This window comes from Lachnoclostridium sp. An138 (assembly GCF_002160765.1).
GTDB classification, from domain to species: Bacteria; Bacillota; Clostridia; order Lachnospirales; family Lachnospiraceae; genus Laedolimicola; species Laedolimicola faecalis.
The window spans coordinates 68038-83857 of sequence record NZ_NFLF01000006.1 but is presented as its reverse complement, the minus strand read 5'-3'; the positions used below and the strand labels follow the sequence as shown (position 1 = coordinate 83857).

Genomic DNA, 15820 nt, shown 5'->3' with positions numbered 1-15820 from the left:
AAGAGGGATGTCGAATCAGTCGGTTGTCATAAAGAGCAATAAGCATGGACTGATTGTCGTTTTGGATGAAAAGACAGATTGGGAGACTCTGAAGAAGGATGTGGCTGAGAAATTCCGTACCTCGGCCAAATTCTTCGGGGACGCTCAGATGGCTCTGTGCTTTCAGGGAAGAGGCCTGTCTTTTGAAGAAGAGCTGGAGCTTTCCGATATTATATCAGCGAACTGCCAGATACAGGTGATGTGCATCGCAGATCAGAATGAGGCTGTGGAGCAGGCAATGAAGCAGGCGCTGGAACGGAATCAGGAAGAAAGCGCGGATCTGATGAATCTTCAGGACGGTCGTTTCTATAAGGGGACGCTGCGTTCCGGACAGGTTCTGGAATCTGAGACAAGCATCATCATTCTCGGTGATGTAAATCCGGGAGCCCGGGTGATTTCCAAGGGAAATGTCATTGTGCTGGGAACGCTGAAGGGAAATGTGTATGTGGGAGCTTCCGGCAATCAGGATGCTTTTGTGGCGGCTCTGTCCATGGACCCCATGCAGATTCGAATCGGAGATGTAATCGCAAGAAGCTCCGACAGCAGGCCCGTCCGGAAGAAAAAGACGGACGATACGCCGAAGATAGCCTTTGTGGAGGAAGGAAATATTTATATAGAGCCTATTACAAAAGAGGTTTTAAATGATATTAATCTATAGAAAAGGGTTTGGAGGAAAAAGCTATGAGTGAAGTGATTGTGATTACATCCGGAAAAGGCGGCGTGGGAAAGACGACTTCCACGGCGAATATCGGAACGGGTCTTGCGAAGCTTGGAAAGAGCGTCGTTATGATCGATACGGACATCGGTCTTCGGAACCTGGATGTGGTAATGGGATTGGAGAACAGGATTGTCTATAACCTGGTAGATGTAGTGGAAGGAAACTGCCGTATGAAGCAGGCCCTGATTAAGGACAAGCGGTATTCCAATCTTTGTCTCCTTCCTTCCGCGCAGACGCGGGATAAGACGGCGGTAAATCCGGAGCAAATGAAAAAGCTGATAGAAGAGCTGCGGCCGGAATTTGACTACATACTGCTTGACTGCCCGGCAGGCATCGAGCAGGGCTTTAAAAATGCCATTGCGGCCGCGGACCGGGCGCTGATCGTTACAACGCCGGAGGTGTCCGCGATTCGTGACGCGGACCGGATTATCGGCCTTCTGGAAGCCAACGATATCCACAGGATTAATCTGATTGTAAACCGTCTGCGCATGGATATGGTAAAGCGCGGCGATATGATGTCTATTGAAGACGTGATAGATATTCTTGCCATTGATTTGATTGGAGCGGTTCCGGATGACGAGCACATTGTCATTGCCACGAACCAGGGCGAACCCCTGGCGGGAGATTCTTCTCTTGCGGGAACGGCTTATATGAATATCTGCAAGCGTATTCTGGGAGAAGAAGTACCCCTGATGAATCTGGAATCCAACAGTGGATTCTTTGCCAGGATTGCAAAGCTGTTTAAATAAGCGAAGGGGGAAATAGACATGGCGTTGATGGATTTTTTCCGGAGAAAGAGCTCCGGTGATGTGGCGAAGGACCGCCTGAAACTTTTGCTGATCTCGGATCGGGCGAATTGTTCCCCGGAGGTTATGGAGCTGATCAAAAACGATATTATCAAGGTTATTTCAAAGTACATGGAAATTGACTGTGATCATCTGGACATCCAGATTACGCAGACGGAGTCTGACGGCTCCAACGGCCGTGTGCCGGCTCTGTGCGCCAATATTCCGATCAAGGATTTGAAGCATTCTTCAGAGCGGAAATAACCGGACAGGAAAAGGACAGAGGAGATTATGTTAAAACAGTACCGGGTGAGGGATTACAGGTTCCGGCTTGTGTGTTATGTGTTTGCGATTACGATTATAGGAATACTGGTCATAGGAAGCGCGGAGAAATCTGTTCAGGATCAGCAGATTCTTGGAATGGTGCTTGGAACCGCCGCGATGATAGCTGTATCGCTGATTGATTATAACTGGATTCTGAAATTCCACTGGCTGATTTATGCTTTTAATCTTTTGCTGCTTCTGCTTGTGGTGCTGACGCCGCTGGGATATGAGAATAACGGCGCCACCCGCTGGCTCAGGCTGGGCGGCTTCCGTTTCCAGCCCTCAGAATTGTGCAAGCTCTGCCTGATTCTGTTTTTTGCGAAATTTCTGGAGAAGTATAAAGAAATTTTGAACACATGGAAGATACTCGGCCTTTCCGCGCTGCTGTTCGGTATTCCTGCTGTTCTGGTAGAACAGCAGCCGGATTTGTCTACGACGATATCGCTGTGTGTGATCTTTCTGATTCTGCTGTTTATCGGGGGCTTAAGCTGGAAGCTGATAGGAGGGGCCCTTGCCGTGGGAATCCCTGCGTCTGTGATTTTTATCAGTCTGATTATGCAGCCGGATCAGACCCTCATCGATGGTTATCAGCGGACCCGTATCCTGGCCTGGCTGAATCCTGCGGCCTACGCCAATGACGCCTATCAGCAGCAGAATTCCATTATGGCCATCGGCTCCGGCCAGCTGGTGGGAAAGGGATTGAACAATAACCTGGTTTCTTCCGTGAAAAACGGCAGCTTTATCGCGGAGCCACAGACGGATTTTATCTTCGCGGTGGCAGGCGAGGAGCTTGGATTTATCGGCTGCGCAACAATTATTTTACTATTGGCGCTGATTGTGTTAGAATGTATACAGATCGGCAGACGCTCAAGAGAGTTTTCGGGAACCCTGATCTGTTGTGGGGTTGCAGGTTATATCGGGTTTCAGAGCTTTGTCAATATCTGCGTAGCCACGGGCCTGATGCCCAATACGGGAATTCCACTTCCCTTTGTCAGTTACGGGCTGACTTCCCTGGTGACGCTGTACATGTCAATCGGTTTTGTCCTGAATGTGGGACTGCAGCCGAAAAAATATTAACTTGGGGGTGTTCATGTGAACATTGGACTAATCGCACACGACGCAAAGAAAAAACTGATGCAGAATTTCTGCATCGCATACAGAGGAATCCTCTGTAAACATAATCTGTACGCGACCGGTACGACCGGACGGCTGATTGCAGAGGTGACGAACCTGAACGTACACAAATATCTGGCGGGACATCTGGGAGGAGAACAGCAGCTGGCAGCGCAGATTGAGCATAATCAGATGGATCTGGTGATCTTCCTGCGTGATCCGCAGAACCCCAAAAGCCATGAGCCTGACGTGAACAATGTGGTCCGGCTCTGTGATACCTACAATATTCCTCTGGCTACGAACCTGGCTACGGCGGAGCTTCTGGTCAAAGCCCTGGATCGCGGCGATATGGAATGGAGAGAATTGTATAATTAGTCTAAAGCCGGGAAATAACAGTTGAGTTTTTTGGGCATATAGACTATAATATGTTTATCTGATAGGGCTGCGGCGCCCGGATGTGAAGTTGGACTTTCAGGCGCTGCCTCAAAAATATATGAGACCCAAGGAGGACATGGCTATGGTACAATTGATTGTAGGAAGTAAGGGAGACGGAAAGACAAAGCATCTGCTGGAAAGAGTGAACAGCCAGATTAAGACGGCATCGGGAAATATTGTATATCTGGACAAGAGCACAAAGCATATGCATGAGCTGGACAATAAGGTACGGCTTATTAATGTAAAAGATTATCCTTTGAAAAACAGTGATGAGTTTATCGGTTTTGTATGTGGAATCATTTCCCAGGATTATGACCTGGAGCAGATGTATGTGGACAGCTTTCTGAAGGTTGCGAACCTGGAAGGCGAGGATTTGACAGATGCTCTGACACAGCTGAATCAGATAAGTGAGCAGTTTAAAGTCAATTTCTGTCTCAGTATTTCCGTAGAGGAGAAAGACCTGCCTGAATTTGCAAAGGAGCAGGTTATCATTTCCTGCTAGAGATTGTACATATCATGGCTGCCGCAAAAGATAGCTTTTTGCGGCAGCTTCATCGTTACATGGGGAAATTTGCTGAAAATTCCCGCGGAAGCCGGAGGAGCGCGCGGGATGGAAGAAGGAGGAATTTAAGCCAGTGGCGGGCGGCAGAAAAAAGAATACAAAAATTGTCAGGTACAGGCGCCCGTTTAACATTGGCGTTGTATTTTTTGGATTTATCGCAGTCTATCTCGTAGTCTGTGTTTATATGTATTTTACTTCAGAGCACGTCTCAGGGTATGAGGTTATCAAGGGGAATCTGGCGGCGGATTATCATTATACGGGCGTTGCTCTGCGCACGGAGCAGGTATATACGGCGGAAAAAGCCGGTTATGTCAATTATTACGCGGCGGAAGGAGAAAAGGTCTCCGTGCTTTCCACTGTGTACACCATAGACGAAAGCGGAAGAATGTCGGAGCTTCTGAATGAGAGCGCCGGTGATTTGAGCCTTGATGAGGAGGACTACAGCGAGATACGAGCGGATATCAGTTCCTATCTGGGAAACTATTCGGATATGGATTTCAGAGAGGTGTATGATTTTAAGACGAATGTGGATTCTGCGATTCTGGATCTGGTAAACCAGAACCTGATCGATCAGCTGGACAGCGCGTCCGAAGACGCAGGAACGCTGTTTACCAGATATAATGCCGAGACGGCAGGAGTTGTGGAATATTACATAGATGGACTGGAGAGCGCCACGTCAGACAATATTGATCCTTCCTGGTTCGATGAGGAAAACTACGAATGGCAGGATCTGAGGACGGCGTCTCTGGTGAGCGCGGGAGACCCGGTATACAAGCTTGTGACGGAAGAAGACTGGCAGATTGTCTTCCCGCTGGATGAAAATATGGAAAATTATATTCTGGATGAGATGGAACAGAATCAGACTACAGCTGAGGACGGCACCGTAACCCAGAATACCACATATATTGAGATACGCTTCGATAAAGATGAAGAGACAGTCTGGCCCTCTGTGACAGTCCAGTATGTGGATGGCCAGGCATATGGAGTGCTTTCCTTTGTCAATTCCATGGTGCGGTACGCAGGAGAGCGGTATCTGGATTTTGAGATTCTCCGGGACGAGACTGTGGGGCTTAAGATTCCCCAGTCAGCTGTGACAGAAAAGGACTTCTTTGTTATTGACGCGGATTACATTACCCAGTCGGAGGATAATACCGGCTTTATGAAAAAGACAGTTTCGGAGGACGGAACAGAGGCAGTAGAATTCGTGAACTGTACCATTTATTACCAGGATGAAGAATATGCCTATGTAGATCCGGAGGAAGAGGATTTCAGTACGTCCAGAAAGCTGCTGGAGAGCGGAGATCTGCTGGTGAAGGCGGATTCTGCGGATTATTATCAGGTGGGACAGACAGAAAAACTGAAAGGCGTGTATAATATCAATAAAGGCTATACCATCTTCCGGATTATTCAGGTGATGTATGAAAATGAAGAATACTGTATCGTGGAGGAAGGTACCAGCTACGGCCTGTCTGTGTATGACCACATTGTGCTGAATGCGGATACGGTCAGCGAGGATCAGGTGATCTATTAGGAGGAGTATGAGAAAATGGTAGTCGAGAATCTTGCAAAAGTAGAAAAGAATATCTGCGCGGCCTGCCAGAGGTCGGGACGGAAGCGGGAAGAGGTGACGCTGATCGCGGTCAGCAAGACGAAGCCGGTATCCATGATTGAAGAGCTTCTGCCGGGGGGAACCCGGGATTTCGGAGAGAATAAGGTGCAGGAACTCTGCGATAAATACGAGCAGCTTCCGAAGGATATCCGCTGGCATATGATTGGGCATCTGCAGCGCAATAAGGTAAAATACGTGGTGGACAAGGCCTGCCTGATTCATTCGGTGGACAGCCTCCGTCTGGCGGAAACTATCAGCGCCGAGGGAGTGAAAAAGGGCATTACCGTCCCGGTCCTGATTGAGGTAAATGTGGCAGGAGAAGAAAGCAAATTCGGCGCCGCTCCGGAGGAGACAGAAGACCTCATCCGGGAAATTGCAAAGCTGCCGTCGATTGCTGTCAAAGGTCTGATGACCATTGCTCCCTATGTGGAAAATCCGGAGGATAACAGAGGATATTTTGCCAGTTTAAAGAAATTATGTGTTGACATAAAAAACAAAAACATTGATAATGTATCTATGGATATCCTGTCCATGGGAATGACTGGGGATTATGAGGTGGCGATCGAGGAAGGTGCCACCATGGTCCGTGTCGGGACAGGCATTTTCGGTGAAAGAGACTATACTATATAAAAATAGAGATAGATTGGAGACTGGAATATGAGTGTAATCGATAAATTTCTGGATGTCATGAAACTCGGAGGAGACGATTACGACGACGAGTACGATGACTACGATGATTACGATGACGATTATGAAGAGGAAAAGCCCCGGAAGAAAATCTTCAAGGGCAGAAGAGGCGAGGATAACGAGGACTATGAGGAGGATACTCCGGTAAAGACGAAGCCCCAGAAAGTGACGCCTATCCGGCAGACCTCCAGAAAGCAGGGCAGCGCGATGGAAGTATGTGTAATTAAACCGAATACTTTTGATGATTCCCGAGAGGTAACGGAGACTTTGCTCAGCAACCGCACAGTGGTGCTGAATTTTGAAGGTCTGGATGTGGATGTGGCCCAGAGAATTATTGATTTTACCTCCGGCTCCTGTTTTGCCATTGGAGGTAATCTCCGGAAGGTTTCCGCGTCTATTTTTATCGTTACACCGAAGAACGTGGATATCTCCGGCGATCTGCAGGATATTTTAAGCGGAGCTATCGACATTCCTTCCGTATACAGTAAATTCTAAGGCCATGACAAAAGAAGAGCAGCAGCTGGAAAAGCGGTTTCTTGAACTGGGAGAATATGCTTATCAGAGAGGAATTGCTGTATATTCCGATTTTTTGAATTTAAATGAACTGAATATTTTTCAGGAGACCCGCCGGAAGCTTCCCTATATTGTAACGGAAAGCTTCGGCGGATATGAATTAGCGGAGCGTCAGATTGCGGTATTCCGGCCTGAGGCTCCCCTGTTTTGTACAGATTACCCTGTCAGCTGCCTGAAGATTGTTCCGCTCCAGGAGAAATTCGCGGAAGACTTAAGCCACAGAGACTATCTGGGGGCGATCCTGAACCTGGGTCTGGACAGAAGCTGCCTTGGAGATATTCTGGTGGAGGAATCGGCAGTCCATCTTTTCTGTCTCAGCCGCATGTCTTCCTTTATCTGCGACAATCTCACGCGTGTGCGGCATACCTCTGTCTATGCCAGCCCCGTGGAAGCGGGAGAGTTCCATTATGAGCCTAAATACAAAGAGATTACGGGGACTGTGGCGTCCGTGCGCCTGGACCGTCTTCTTTCGCTGGCTTTCGGAGCTTCCAGGAGCAGCCTGACAGGACTCATCGAAGGCGGTAAGGTCTTCGTGAATGGAAAGCTCATTACCTCCAACGGATATCAGCCCCGGGAGGGAGATCTGGTCTCTGTACGGGGCATGGGCCGCTTCCGGTATCAGGGAGGCGGAGGCCAGTCGAAAAAGGGACGGGAGTATGTAACACTCTGGCGCTATATCTGAGGCGCGCGTGTATCCTGGAAAAGGCAGGCGGCGGCGCCGGGCACCGGTACAGAATCAGGCGGCCAGGCCGCCGGGAAAGGTGAGGAGTCATATGAAAAAAGAAGGTCGGACCCTTCCGGTCCGCAGAGAGGGAGAAATCTGCTATGAGATCCGGCTGGAGCAGGATTTTGAGAAGCTTGCGGAAGGCGCGGCGGAGCTTGGGACAGAAGGAAGAAAAATCTGTATCGTGACAGATACCCATGTGGGCCCTCTTTATCTGGAGGCGGTCAGAGAGCGGCTTTCCGGAGTCTGTTCCCGCGTGACAGTTTATACCATAGAAGCGGGTGAGGATTACAAGACGCTGGATACGGTGCGGGGGCTGTACGAACATCTGATTCTGGAGCATTTTGACAGAAGAGATCTGCTGGCGGCTCTGGGAGGCGGCGTCATCGGAGACTTGACAGGATTTGCGGCAGCCACCTATCTGAGAGGAATCAGTTTTATACAGATTCCTACTACGCTTCTGTCGCAGGTGGACAGCAGTATCGGCGGTAAGACGGGTGTGGATTTTGACAGCTACAAAAACATGGTGGGAGCTTTCCATATGCCCCGCCTGGTCTATATGAATCTTTCTGTGCTGCAGACGCTGCCGGAGCGCCAGTTCGCGTCGGGAATGGCTGAAATTCTGAAGCATGGGCTGATTAAAAATGCGGATTATTTTCAGTGGCTTCTGGATCACCGGCAGGACATACTGGAACGGAAGCCGGAAGCGCTGATGCAGATGATTGAAGAGAGCTGTAAGATCAAGCGCGATGTGGTGGAAAAAGACCCTACGGAGCAGGGAGAACGCGCACTGCTGAATTTCGGGCATACCATAGGGCATGCGGTGGAAAAGCTGAAAAATTTCCAGATGTATCATGGAGAGTGTGTGGCGGCAGGCTGCGCGGCTGCTGCTTATCTTTCCTGGAAGCGCGGCCTGATAGATGAAAGTGAACTCGACCGGATCTGCGGCGCTTTTCAGAGTTTTTCTCTGCCGGTTAAGGTGGGGAGAATCGATCCGGCAAAAGTGCTTGAGACTACAAGGTCAGATAAAAAAATGGAAGCGGGCCGTATCAAGTTTGTCCTCCTGCAGCGGACTGGCTGCGCATTCGTGGACCGGACAGTGACAGAGGCAGAGATGCTGGACGCGATAAAATGGATAACAGAGGAATAGAAAGATGACAAAACAGAGATACAACCTGATTGGAATTCTGGCGGCAGTTCTTCTGACTGCCCTCGACCAGTGGACAAAATATCTGGCAGTGCTGCATTTAAAGGGGCAGAGCCCGATTGTGCTCTGGGACGGAGTCTTTGAGCTGTATTATCTGGAGAACAGAGGCGCGGCTTTTGGCATCCTTCAGGGACAGAAAGCGGTTTTTCTGATATGCACCGCTGTCGTTCTTGTGCTGATTGCGTTTTATTATAACCGGCTTCCGGGAGGCCGCAGGTACACGCTGATGCGCGTGGTGGCAGTTTTGCTGGCGGCAGGAGCCCTGGGAAATCTCATTGACCGGATGCGGTACTCCTATGTGGTGGATTTTCTGTATTTTAAGCTGATAGATTTTCCCGTGTTCAATGTGGCGGACTGCTATGTGACAGTCGGAGCTGTTCTGCTGGCGGTTCTCATTCTTTTTGTGTACAAGGAAGAAGAACTGGGATTTTTAAGTCTGAGGAAACGTGATGAACGACAGAAGGACCGTTGAGATGGAGGAGAGCTTTTCAGGGGAAATCCGGTCTTACACAGTGGGATCGGAGATAGCTGGACAGCGGCTGGACAGATATCTGTCAGACCGTGAGCCTGAGATTTCACGCTCTTATCTTCAGAAGCTGATACGCGAGGGAAATGTGCTTCTGGATGGAAAGCCCGCAAAGGCCGGCGCGAAGCTTTCCTGCGGCGCTGAAATCGAGCTGATGCTTCCGGAGGCAAAGGAACCGGAGATTCTTCCGGAGAAACTGCCTCTGGATATTCTCTATGAAGACAGTGACGTGATTCTGATCAATAAACCGAAGGGAATGGTGGTGCATCCTTCAGCGGGGCATTATACCGGTACACTGGTGAACGGGCTTCTCTGTCACTGCAGGGGAGAGCTTTCCGGCATCAACGGAGTGCTGCGCCCCGGAATCGTCCACAGAATCGACAAGGATACCACGGGAGTGCTGATTGCCTGCAAAAATGACCGCGCTCATAATTCTCTGGCAGAACAGCTGAAGGCCCATACGATTACGCGGCGCTATCGGGCCATTGTCTGCGGAAATCTGAAAGAAGATGAGGGAAGGATAGACGCGCCCATCGGGCGCCATCCCATAGAGCGGAAAAAAATGGCTGTAGTCCGCACCGGAGGAAAGAGTGCCGTCACCCATTACCGGGTGCTGGAGCGCTTCGGCGCCTATACGTATATCGAGTGCCGTCTGGAGACGGGCCGCACCCATCAGATCCGCGTGCATATGGCCAGCATCGGACACCCTCTTCTGGGGGATGAGGTCTACGGCAGGGGGAAAAATCCCTTTCATCTGGAGGGGCAGACTCTGCATGCGATGGTGCTGGGGTTTGTACATCCTTCCACTGGAGAATATATGGAATTTGAAGCTCCCCTTCCGGAATACTTTGAAGAGCTTCTGAGAAAACTGCGCCAGGGAACACGTTGAAGCCGTGCTAAGGGACAGACAGAGAGCAGAAAAATCTGCTTGCCATTTTTCTCTGTGTGTGCTAGAATAAATAAGCGTTGCGGGTAACCGCAGAAGGCCGGCGTGTCGGAATGGCAGACGAGGCAGACTCAAAATCTGTTGCGGGTAACCGCGTGCGGGTTCAAGTCCCGCCGCCGGCAGTGGACAAAAGGAAAGACAATGTTGTAAAATAACTGGTAAGATAGTTATGGTACGGCGTTGTCTTTTTTGTTATTCATGTGAAGAGTTTTCTTCGGCAGAAAAAGGAGGGAGAAATGGAAAGAGAAGTTTCGGGGGAGAAAAAGAAAAAATTCGCGGCGGATACATCCGGCAGAACACCGGGAGACTGGGTAAAAGCGCTGCTTGTGCTTCTGGCCGGACTGACGATCGCGCATTTGGGGGTGACCCTGTTCCTGCTGTCTGAGCTGGGAACCGACACCTTCACAGTATTTATTCAGGGCTTGTCCGTAGTATTTGGGCTTACAGTGGGAACGGTTCATGTGATCGTACTCTGCATACTCATGGCAGTGATGCTGCTGACCACAAAGGGTTATGTGAAGCCGGGGACGGTGGTCTGCGCATTTTGCGGAGGCCCGATCATTGATCTGTTCACCTGGATTCTGGGAGACTATATAAACGGAAATTCCGGAATGGCGCTGCGGGTTGTGAGCATGCTTGCAGGCTGCGTCATTCTGGCGCTGGGGATGTCCGTGGTGATCAACAGCAATGCGGGTACAGGCCCCAATGATCTGGTGGCGGTGATCTTATCAGATAAGATAGAAGCAGTGGAGTTTCGCTGGATTCGCGTGTGCTGCGATTTGTTTTTTGTGGCGCTGGGCTTTGTGCTGGGAGGAACGGTAGGCGCCGGAACGATTGCAGCTGTCTTTCTTACAGGGCCGCTGGTACAGTTCTGGCTGCCGGTTACGGCAAGATGGATAAAAATAAAATAGATGGAGGAGGGTTCTATGAAAACGCTGCTGAAAAACGGCACAGTCATTAATGTTTTTACAGGGGAGCTGGAGAGAACGGAGGTTCTTCTGGAAGATGGGCGGATTGCGGGTACCGGAGATTATTCGGAAGAAGATGCGGATGATACAGAAGATATTTCCGGGAAATACCTGTGTCCGGGCTTTATCGACGGGCATATTCATATTGAGAGCAGCATGCTGCTTCCGGCAGAATTCGCAAGGGCGGCCCTTCCCCATGGAACCACCGCTGTGGTGGCGGACCCTCATGAAATCGCGAATGTGTGCGGAAGCCGGGGAATTGAGTTTATGCTGGAGGCCAGCGAAGGACTGCCTTTGACGATGTATTTTATGATCCCGTCCTGTGTTCCTTCTACAGAATTTGATGAGGCCGGCGCCTGTCTGGAGGCAGAAGATATCCGGCCTTTCTATGATCATCCCAGAGTTCTGGGCCTGGGGGAAGTCATGAGTTATCATGCGGCCGCGGCCGGTGACAGGAAGCTTCGGGAAAAGATAGATGACGCGGAAAAAAGGGGACTTGCAGTCAATGGACATGCGCCGCTTCTTTCCGGACGCATGCTGGATCGGTACATTGCGGCCGGAGTTGGAGACGATCACGAGTGCTCCTCGGCGGAGGAAGCCATGGAACGGATACGAAAAGGGCAGCGGGTGATGATCCGACAGGGAACAGCAGCCAGAAACCTGAAAGAACTTCTTCCTCTCTTTGAGGAACCGTTCGCGGGACGCTGTCTGCTGGTGACGGACGACAAGCATCCGGCAGACTTGCTGAAGGACGGGCATATCGATCATATCATCCGCCAGGCAGCCGCTATGGGAAAGAATCCTGTCACCGGAATCCGGATGGCGACCATTCAGGCCGCGGAATATTATGGCCTGAGACGGACAGGAGCCGTAGCTCCAGGATATCAGGCGGATCTGCTGGTTCTGGACGATTTGGAACGGGTACTGGTAAGAGATGTCTATCAGAATGGAAGGAAGGTAGTCTCAGAGGGCAGGCTGCTGCCATTCCCGGAGCCGGAGGGAAAGCAGGAACTGACGCAGACGGTGCTGCATTCCTTCCGCCTGAGAGAGCTTGAGCCGGAAGATTTTCTGGTGAAAGAAAGAGGGGTCTGCAGCTGCCGTGTCATCGGCATCCTGCAGGACCAGCTGCTGACGGAAGAGCGTGTCCGGAAGATAGATTTTGACAGACGAAACGGAATTGATACCGGGCGGGATTTGATAAAAACTGCTGTCATAGAACGGCACCGGAATACGGGCCACACAGGGCTTGGTTTTATGGAAGGCACCGGAATCCAATATGGAGCCATCGCTTCTTCTGTATCCCATGATTCCCACAACCTGATTGTTATGGGAGCAGATGAGAAGGATATGGCCTTTGCGGCGAACCGCATCCGAAGTCTGGGAGGCGGCATGGCTGTTGTGCGGGATGGAAAGGTGGAAGCAGAGATGCCGCTTCCCTATGCAGGCCTTATGACGGACCGGACAGCGGCGGAAGCGGCATCTCAGAATGAACAGGTCAGAGCCGCTCTCCGGAAGCTGGGAGTGCCGGAAAACAGGGAACTGTTCATGACAACAGCGTTTGTAAGCCTGCCGGTGATTCCTCATCTGAAGCTTACGACCAGAGGTCTTGTGGATGTGGACCGGCAGAAGCTGGTTCCCCTTATTACCGGTTAAGCGGATCTGTTTCTCCGATTTCGTCTCCGGTACAGGTACAGAGCCAGCCAGAGGGCAGAAGCCCCGGCGCTGATAATCATGCCTGCCTTCAGGCCGGGAGTGCGGTAGGAAAGCTCAATGGTATGACTGACTGCGGTCAGGGCGGCGCCCATGTACATGGTATTTGCCGGGAAGAGCTCTGCTTCCTGTCCATCTACAAGGAGCTTCCAGCCGGAGGACCAGGGAATGGAGAGGCAGAGCAGCTTGTCCCGGGACAGGTTGATGGTTCCGGTAATCTGATTGGTTCCAAAGGTTATATTTTCCAGAGTTTCCTGGCTTAAAGCATCTATCTGCCCGGCCAGGGGGCTCATGGGAAGAGAGAGGACTTCCAGACTGCTGAAGGAATAAATTCCGGCATAGGGAAGAGTCAGAACAGCCTGCGTCTGTCCTTCTTCGCTGTATCCCAGATTAATCAGAAAGTCCGTGCGGTCAAAGGAGCTTTCTGTAAGACTGGCATAATAGGAAAAATCTGTATCCACATATTCAGACCGGCAGTTCAGGGTAAAGCGCGCGGCATCGGGGGAATGGCGAGCGTCTCTGCGTATCCGGTTCTGCTCATAGCGGGAGAGAGGAGACCAGCTGAAATCCGGCAGCAGGGAAAAAGGCTCTGTGGTGTAGAGCTCCAGCTCATTTAAGGATTCTGCCTGCATTCCCTGAATAAGCAGATAGGTTTCACAGTCAGCCGGGGATGAGAAGGTCAGTGTCAGCTGAGCGCCGGGGGCTGCGGCATAGAAGGAGCCGTTCATTTCCAGCACATCCTCACTGCAGGAAATTTCATAGGGCAGAGAGCTGTCCTGAAAATGGAGCTCCGCAGCTTCAGAGCCTGCGGGAATGGCGTCGCACAAAAGGCCCTGGGTCAGAGCCTGCTGGCGCTGGATATAGGTCAGAGAATCATACTGTTCCCGGGAAATATATCCGTCATAGGTATAGCCAAGCGGAAGGGTTTCCGCTGTTTCAGAGACATAATACTGGTCGCCCAGGTATTCGTATACCTGTGTGTTGGTGAAAGACCAGGGAAGGCGGCTGTTGGGGTCCTCGGACAGATAGTAGCGCACAGATGCCAGAGCATGGAGACTGGCGCGGTTGTCTACATCATCGTATTTGAAAGCGCGTTCCTCAAAGGGAATAGCCAGCTCATCAAAAAAACGGGTGATGCTGCCGTTGGAAAGGCTCCAGTAATAGTGAATGGTATTCGTGCGGGTATTCAGGCTGTCGTTCCGTGTGGGCACAAGGTCCTGGGCGAAGCGGAAAAAGGTTCCCTGATTGGGATAAAACAGGCTCATCATGCCGGATGCGGTGTGTTCCAGCTCTTCACTGCCCTGTCCCAGGTCCACAAAACGGCTGGTATAGGAATCCGCATAAATCTGGCTGTAGGAGACTGCGTTTGTGCAGATGCCAAAGACCAGAAAGAAAATCACAGCGGTCTGGGGAAGTTTCTGCTGCAGCTGCTTCTGCCTGACAAAGCAGAAAAGCCCGGGACCGGACGAGGCGGCCGCCAGTGAAAGAAGCAGCAGGGCCAGGCCCGCAAAGGCTTCCGGAGAACCGGCTCCGCCCAGAAAGATCAGAAGCGCCAGATAGAGAAAGCTCAATCCCAGAAGACCGGCTTTTTCCCTGTGCGAGAGCCGGAAAAGCTCCGGCCAGAGAAGAACCAGGATCAGGCAGACCAGGAAGGAATAACCAAACCCCCAGCGGTTGGCTGTGTAGGAAAAGCCGTTCATGGCAGAGCCGGCTGCGGGAAGCAGAAGCATGAGGGTAAGAAGGACAAAAGCGGCCCGAAGCCCGGCCAGCCGTTTCTGCGTATCCTTTTTTAAAAACAGAAGAAAGACGCACAAAAGGGCAGGCGGAGCATATCCCAGATAAGTCCAGTTGGAGGAGTAGCGCAGGGAAAGAAATTCATCAAAAAACTGTTCATAGTAATCCAGATCGTAAAGCATGGAGTAAGTCAGTTCCGAGCCGGAACGGGAGTCTGACAGAAACTGCAGAATAACGGGCAGCAGGATAAAAGCAGCGATAGCGGTTCCAAGAAGGGCAGCTGCCAGAACTCTTCCGGCAGAGCACAGCAGCTCCTTTCCCCATTTATCGTGTCTGGTTGTAAGAAAACGGATGACACAGTACAGAATGACCAGAACAGCCAGCATATAAAAGAAGTAGAAGTTGCTGACAGCAGACAAAGCTGTCATACCGATCAGGAGATGAGGGCTTTTTTTCTGCATGACCCGTTCCGCGCCAAGAAGCAGCAGAGGAAGATAGATCATCGGATTGATAAAATAAGGGTGCATGGCAGCCAGAGACAGGGAGTAACCGCAGAAGGCATAAGCCAGAGAACCTGCCAGAACGGCTGTTCGTCTCTGCTTCATCTGAAAACAGAAGCAGGCAAAGGAAAGGCCTGCCAGGTACATGCGGAGAACGACCAGCCCGGAATAGAGATATTCAGTAAAACGCACCGGCGTAAGGATGGACAGAAGGTTTAAAGGATCTCCGATCACATAATAATGAAGAGTTGTCAGCACATCCGAGCCGTAACCGATGGAGAAATCCCAGAGGGGTACGGAAAGACGGTGCTCTGTAATCAGGGTACGCAGAATGGTGCGGCCCCAGTTCCCGATATACACCAGCGCGTTGTAGTGCTGGGTAAGGCCGTCCGGTTTCCAAATCAGAGACTTTCCATTGTAGAGCAGAGGAAAGAAGGCAATGAAGGAAAGCAGACAGAATGCGCCAGTATAGCAAAGAAAATATGCGCGGCGTTTCTGCAGGAAACGTGCGGAAAAATCGGAAAATTTATCCAGACGCGTATGACTCATAACAGTATTCCCCCTCGTATCTTAAGTACAGAAATCACGTATAATATAAGTATAAGATACAGCAGAAAGGAATGTAAAGGATAATTTGTCATAATGTGGTCTTCTCAGACA

Annotated in this window: 16 protein-coding genes and 1 tRNA gene; 16 read left to right on the top strand and 1 reads right to left on the bottom strand. The window is 50.7% G+C overall.

The genetic code is table 11. The annotated features are described in order from the left end of the window. Window positions 1-7 precede the first annotated feature (7 nt). From minC to ade, 16 genes are all read left to right on the top strand, one after another. Window positions 8-697, top strand: a complete 690-nt coding sequence (minC, locus tag B5E82_RS07045) for a septum site-determining protein MinC (protein ID WP_087306853.1) — start codon at window positions 8-10, stop codon at window positions 695-697. Between the two features lie 23 nt (window positions 698-720). Next, window positions 721-1506, top strand: a complete 786-nt coding sequence (gene minD, locus B5E82_RS07040; RefSeq protein ID WP_087306852.1) for a septum site-determining protein MinD — start codon at window positions 721-723, stop codon at window positions 1504-1506. An 18-nt stretch (window positions 1507-1524) separates the two neighbouring features. Further along, window positions 1525-1806 (top strand): cell division topological specificity factor MinE, encoded by a 282-nt coding sequence (minE, locus tag B5E82_RS07035; RefSeq protein ID WP_087306851.1) that lies wholly within the window; start codon window positions 1525-1527, stop codon window positions 1804-1806. A 27-nt stretch (window positions 1807-1833) separates the two neighbouring features. Next, window positions 1834-2943 carry an FtsW/RodA/SpoVE family cell cycle protein gene (locus B5E82_RS07030; protein ID WP_087306850.1) on the top strand — a complete coding sequence of 370 codons (1110 nt, stop codon included), beginning with the start codon at window positions 1834-1836 and terminating at the stop codon, window positions 2941-2943. 15 nt (window positions 2944-2958) lie between these two features. Continuing rightward, window positions 2959-3354: a methylglyoxal synthase gene (mgsA, locus tag B5E82_RS07025; RefSeq protein WP_087306849.1), complete on the top strand. Its 396-nt coding sequence runs from the start codon at window positions 2959-2961 to the stop codon at window positions 3352-3354. Between the two features lie 142 nt (window positions 3355-3496). Beyond that, window positions 3497-3916: a twitching motility protein PilT gene (locus B5E82_RS07020; RefSeq protein ID WP_087306848.1), complete on the top strand. Its 420-nt coding sequence runs from the start codon at window positions 3497-3499 to the stop codon at window positions 3914-3916. A 133-nt stretch (window positions 3917-4049) separates the two neighbouring features. Then, window positions 4050-5507 (top strand): HlyD family efflux transporter periplasmic adaptor subunit, encoded by a 1458-nt coding sequence (locus tag B5E82_RS07015; RefSeq protein ID WP_087306847.1) that lies wholly within the window; start codon window positions 4050-4052, stop codon window positions 5505-5507. 15 nt (window positions 5508-5522) lie between these two features. Beyond that, window positions 5523-6215 (top strand): YggS family pyridoxal phosphate-dependent enzyme, encoded by a 693-nt coding sequence (locus tag B5E82_RS07010; protein ID WP_087306846.1) that lies wholly within the window; start codon window positions 5523-5525, stop codon window positions 6213-6215. A gap of 27 nt (window positions 6216-6242) precedes the next feature. Next, window positions 6243-6767, top strand: coding sequence for a cell division protein SepF (locus B5E82_RS07005; RefSeq protein ID WP_087306845.1), 525 nt, complete (start codon window positions 6243-6245; stop codon window positions 6765-6767). A gap of 4 nt (window positions 6768-6771) precedes the next feature. Further along, complete coding sequence (locus B5E82_RS07000) at window positions 6772-7527, top strand: YlmH/Sll1252 family protein (protein WP_087306844.1); 756 nt, start codon at window positions 6772-6774, stop codon at window positions 7525-7527. A 91-nt stretch (window positions 7528-7618) separates the two neighbouring features. Continuing rightward, window positions 7619-8719: a 3-dehydroquinate synthase gene (aroB, locus tag B5E82_RS06995; protein WP_087306955.1), complete on the top strand. Its 1101-nt coding sequence runs from the start codon at window positions 7619-7621 to the stop codon at window positions 8717-8719. A 4-nt stretch (window positions 8720-8723) separates the two neighbouring features. Then, window positions 8724-9248 carry a signal peptidase II gene (gene lspA / locus B5E82_RS06990; RefSeq protein ID WP_087306843.1) on the top strand — a complete coding sequence of 175 codons (525 nt, stop codon included), beginning with the start codon at window positions 8724-8726 and terminating at the stop codon, window positions 9246-9248. Next, complete coding sequence (locus B5E82_RS06985) at window positions 9226-10191, top strand: RluA family pseudouridine synthase (protein WP_330398296.1); 966 nt, start codon at window positions 9226-9228, stop codon at window positions 10189-10191. The genes lspA and B5E82_RS06985 overlap by 23 nt, the downstream gene beginning before the upstream one ends. 96 nt (window positions 10192-10287) lie before the next feature. Next, window positions 10288-10370 (top strand) — tRNA-Leu (locus tag B5E82_RS06980). 114 nt (window positions 10371-10484) lie between these two features. Then, window positions 10485-11159, top strand: coding sequence for a YczE/YyaS/YitT family protein (locus tag B5E82_RS06975; protein ID WP_087306842.1), 675 nt, complete (start codon window positions 10485-10487; stop codon window positions 11157-11159). A gap of 15 nt (window positions 11160-11174) precedes the next feature. Then, window positions 11175-12869 carry an adenine deaminase gene (gene ade / locus B5E82_RS06970; protein WP_242966264.1) on the top strand — a complete coding sequence of 565 codons (1695 nt, stop codon included), beginning with the start codon at window positions 11175-11177 and terminating at the stop codon, window positions 12867-12869. On the opposite strand, the gene B5E82_RS06965 is transcribed toward ade, so the two are convergent. Further along, the gene (locus B5E82_RS06965) at window positions 12866-15709 is read right to left on the bottom strand and encodes a YfhO family protein (protein ID WP_087306840.1); all 2844 of its coding nucleotides are present in this window, start codon (window positions 15707-15709) and stop codon (window positions 12866-12868) included. The two genes, ade and B5E82_RS06965, sit on opposite strands and share 4 nt — an antisense overlap. Window positions 15710-15820: the final 111 nt, after the last annotated feature.

What these genes read in the sequence shown, in the direction of transcription:
- minC (WP_087306853.1), top strand. Translation starts at nt 8, where the DNA reads ATGTCGAATCAGTCGGTTGTCATAAAGAGCAATAAGCATGGACTGATT.
- minD (WP_087306852.1), top strand. Translation starts at nt 721, where the DNA reads ATGAGTGAAGTGATTGTGATTACATCCGGAAAAGGCGGCGTGGGAAAG.
- minE (WP_087306851.1), top strand. Translation starts at nt 1,525, where the DNA reads ATGGCGTTGATGGATTTTTTCCGGAGAAAGAGCTCCGGTGATGTGGCG.
- B5E82_RS07030 (WP_087306850.1), top strand. Translation starts at nt 1,834, where the DNA reads ATGTTAAAACAGTACCGGGTGAGGGATTACAGGTTCCGGCTTGTGTGT.
- B5E82_RS07020 (WP_087306848.1), top strand. Translation starts at nt 3,497, where the DNA reads ATGGTACAATTGATTGTAGGAAGTAAGGGAGACGGAAAGACAAAGCAT.
- B5E82_RS07010 (WP_087306846.1), top strand. Translation starts at nt 5,523, where the DNA reads ATGGTAGTCGAGAATCTTGCAAAAGTAGAAAAGAATATCTGCGCGGCC.
- B5E82_RS07005 (WP_087306845.1), top strand. Translation starts at nt 6,243, where the DNA reads ATGAGTGTAATCGATAAATTTCTGGATGTCATGAAACTCGGAGGAGAC.
- B5E82_RS07000 (WP_087306844.1), top strand. Translation starts at nt 6,772, where the DNA reads ATGACAAAAGAAGAGCAGCAGCTGGAAAAGCGGTTTCTTGAACTGGGA.
- aroB (WP_087306955.1), top strand. Translation starts at nt 7,619, where the DNA reads ATGAAAAAAGAAGGTCGGACCCTTCCGGTCCGCAGAGAGGGAGAAATC.
- lspA (WP_087306843.1), top strand. Translation starts at nt 8,724, where the DNA reads ATGACAAAACAGAGATACAACCTGATTGGAATTCTGGCGGCAGTTCTT.
- B5E82_RS06985 (WP_330398296.1), top strand. Translation starts at nt 9,226, where the DNA reads ATGAACGACAGAAGGACCGTTGAGATGGAGGAGAGCTTTTCAGGGGAA.
- B5E82_RS06975 (WP_087306842.1), top strand. Translation starts at nt 10,485, where the DNA reads ATGGAAAGAGAAGTTTCGGGGGAGAAAAAGAAAAAATTCGCGGCGGAT.
- ade (WP_242966264.1), top strand. Translation starts at nt 11,175, where the DNA reads ATGAAAACGCTGCTGAAAAACGGCACAGTCATTAATGTTTTTACAGGG.
- B5E82_RS06965 (WP_087306840.1), bottom strand. Translation starts at nt 15,709, where the DNA reads ATGAGTCATACGCGTCTGGATAAATTTTCCGATTTTTCCGCACGTTTC.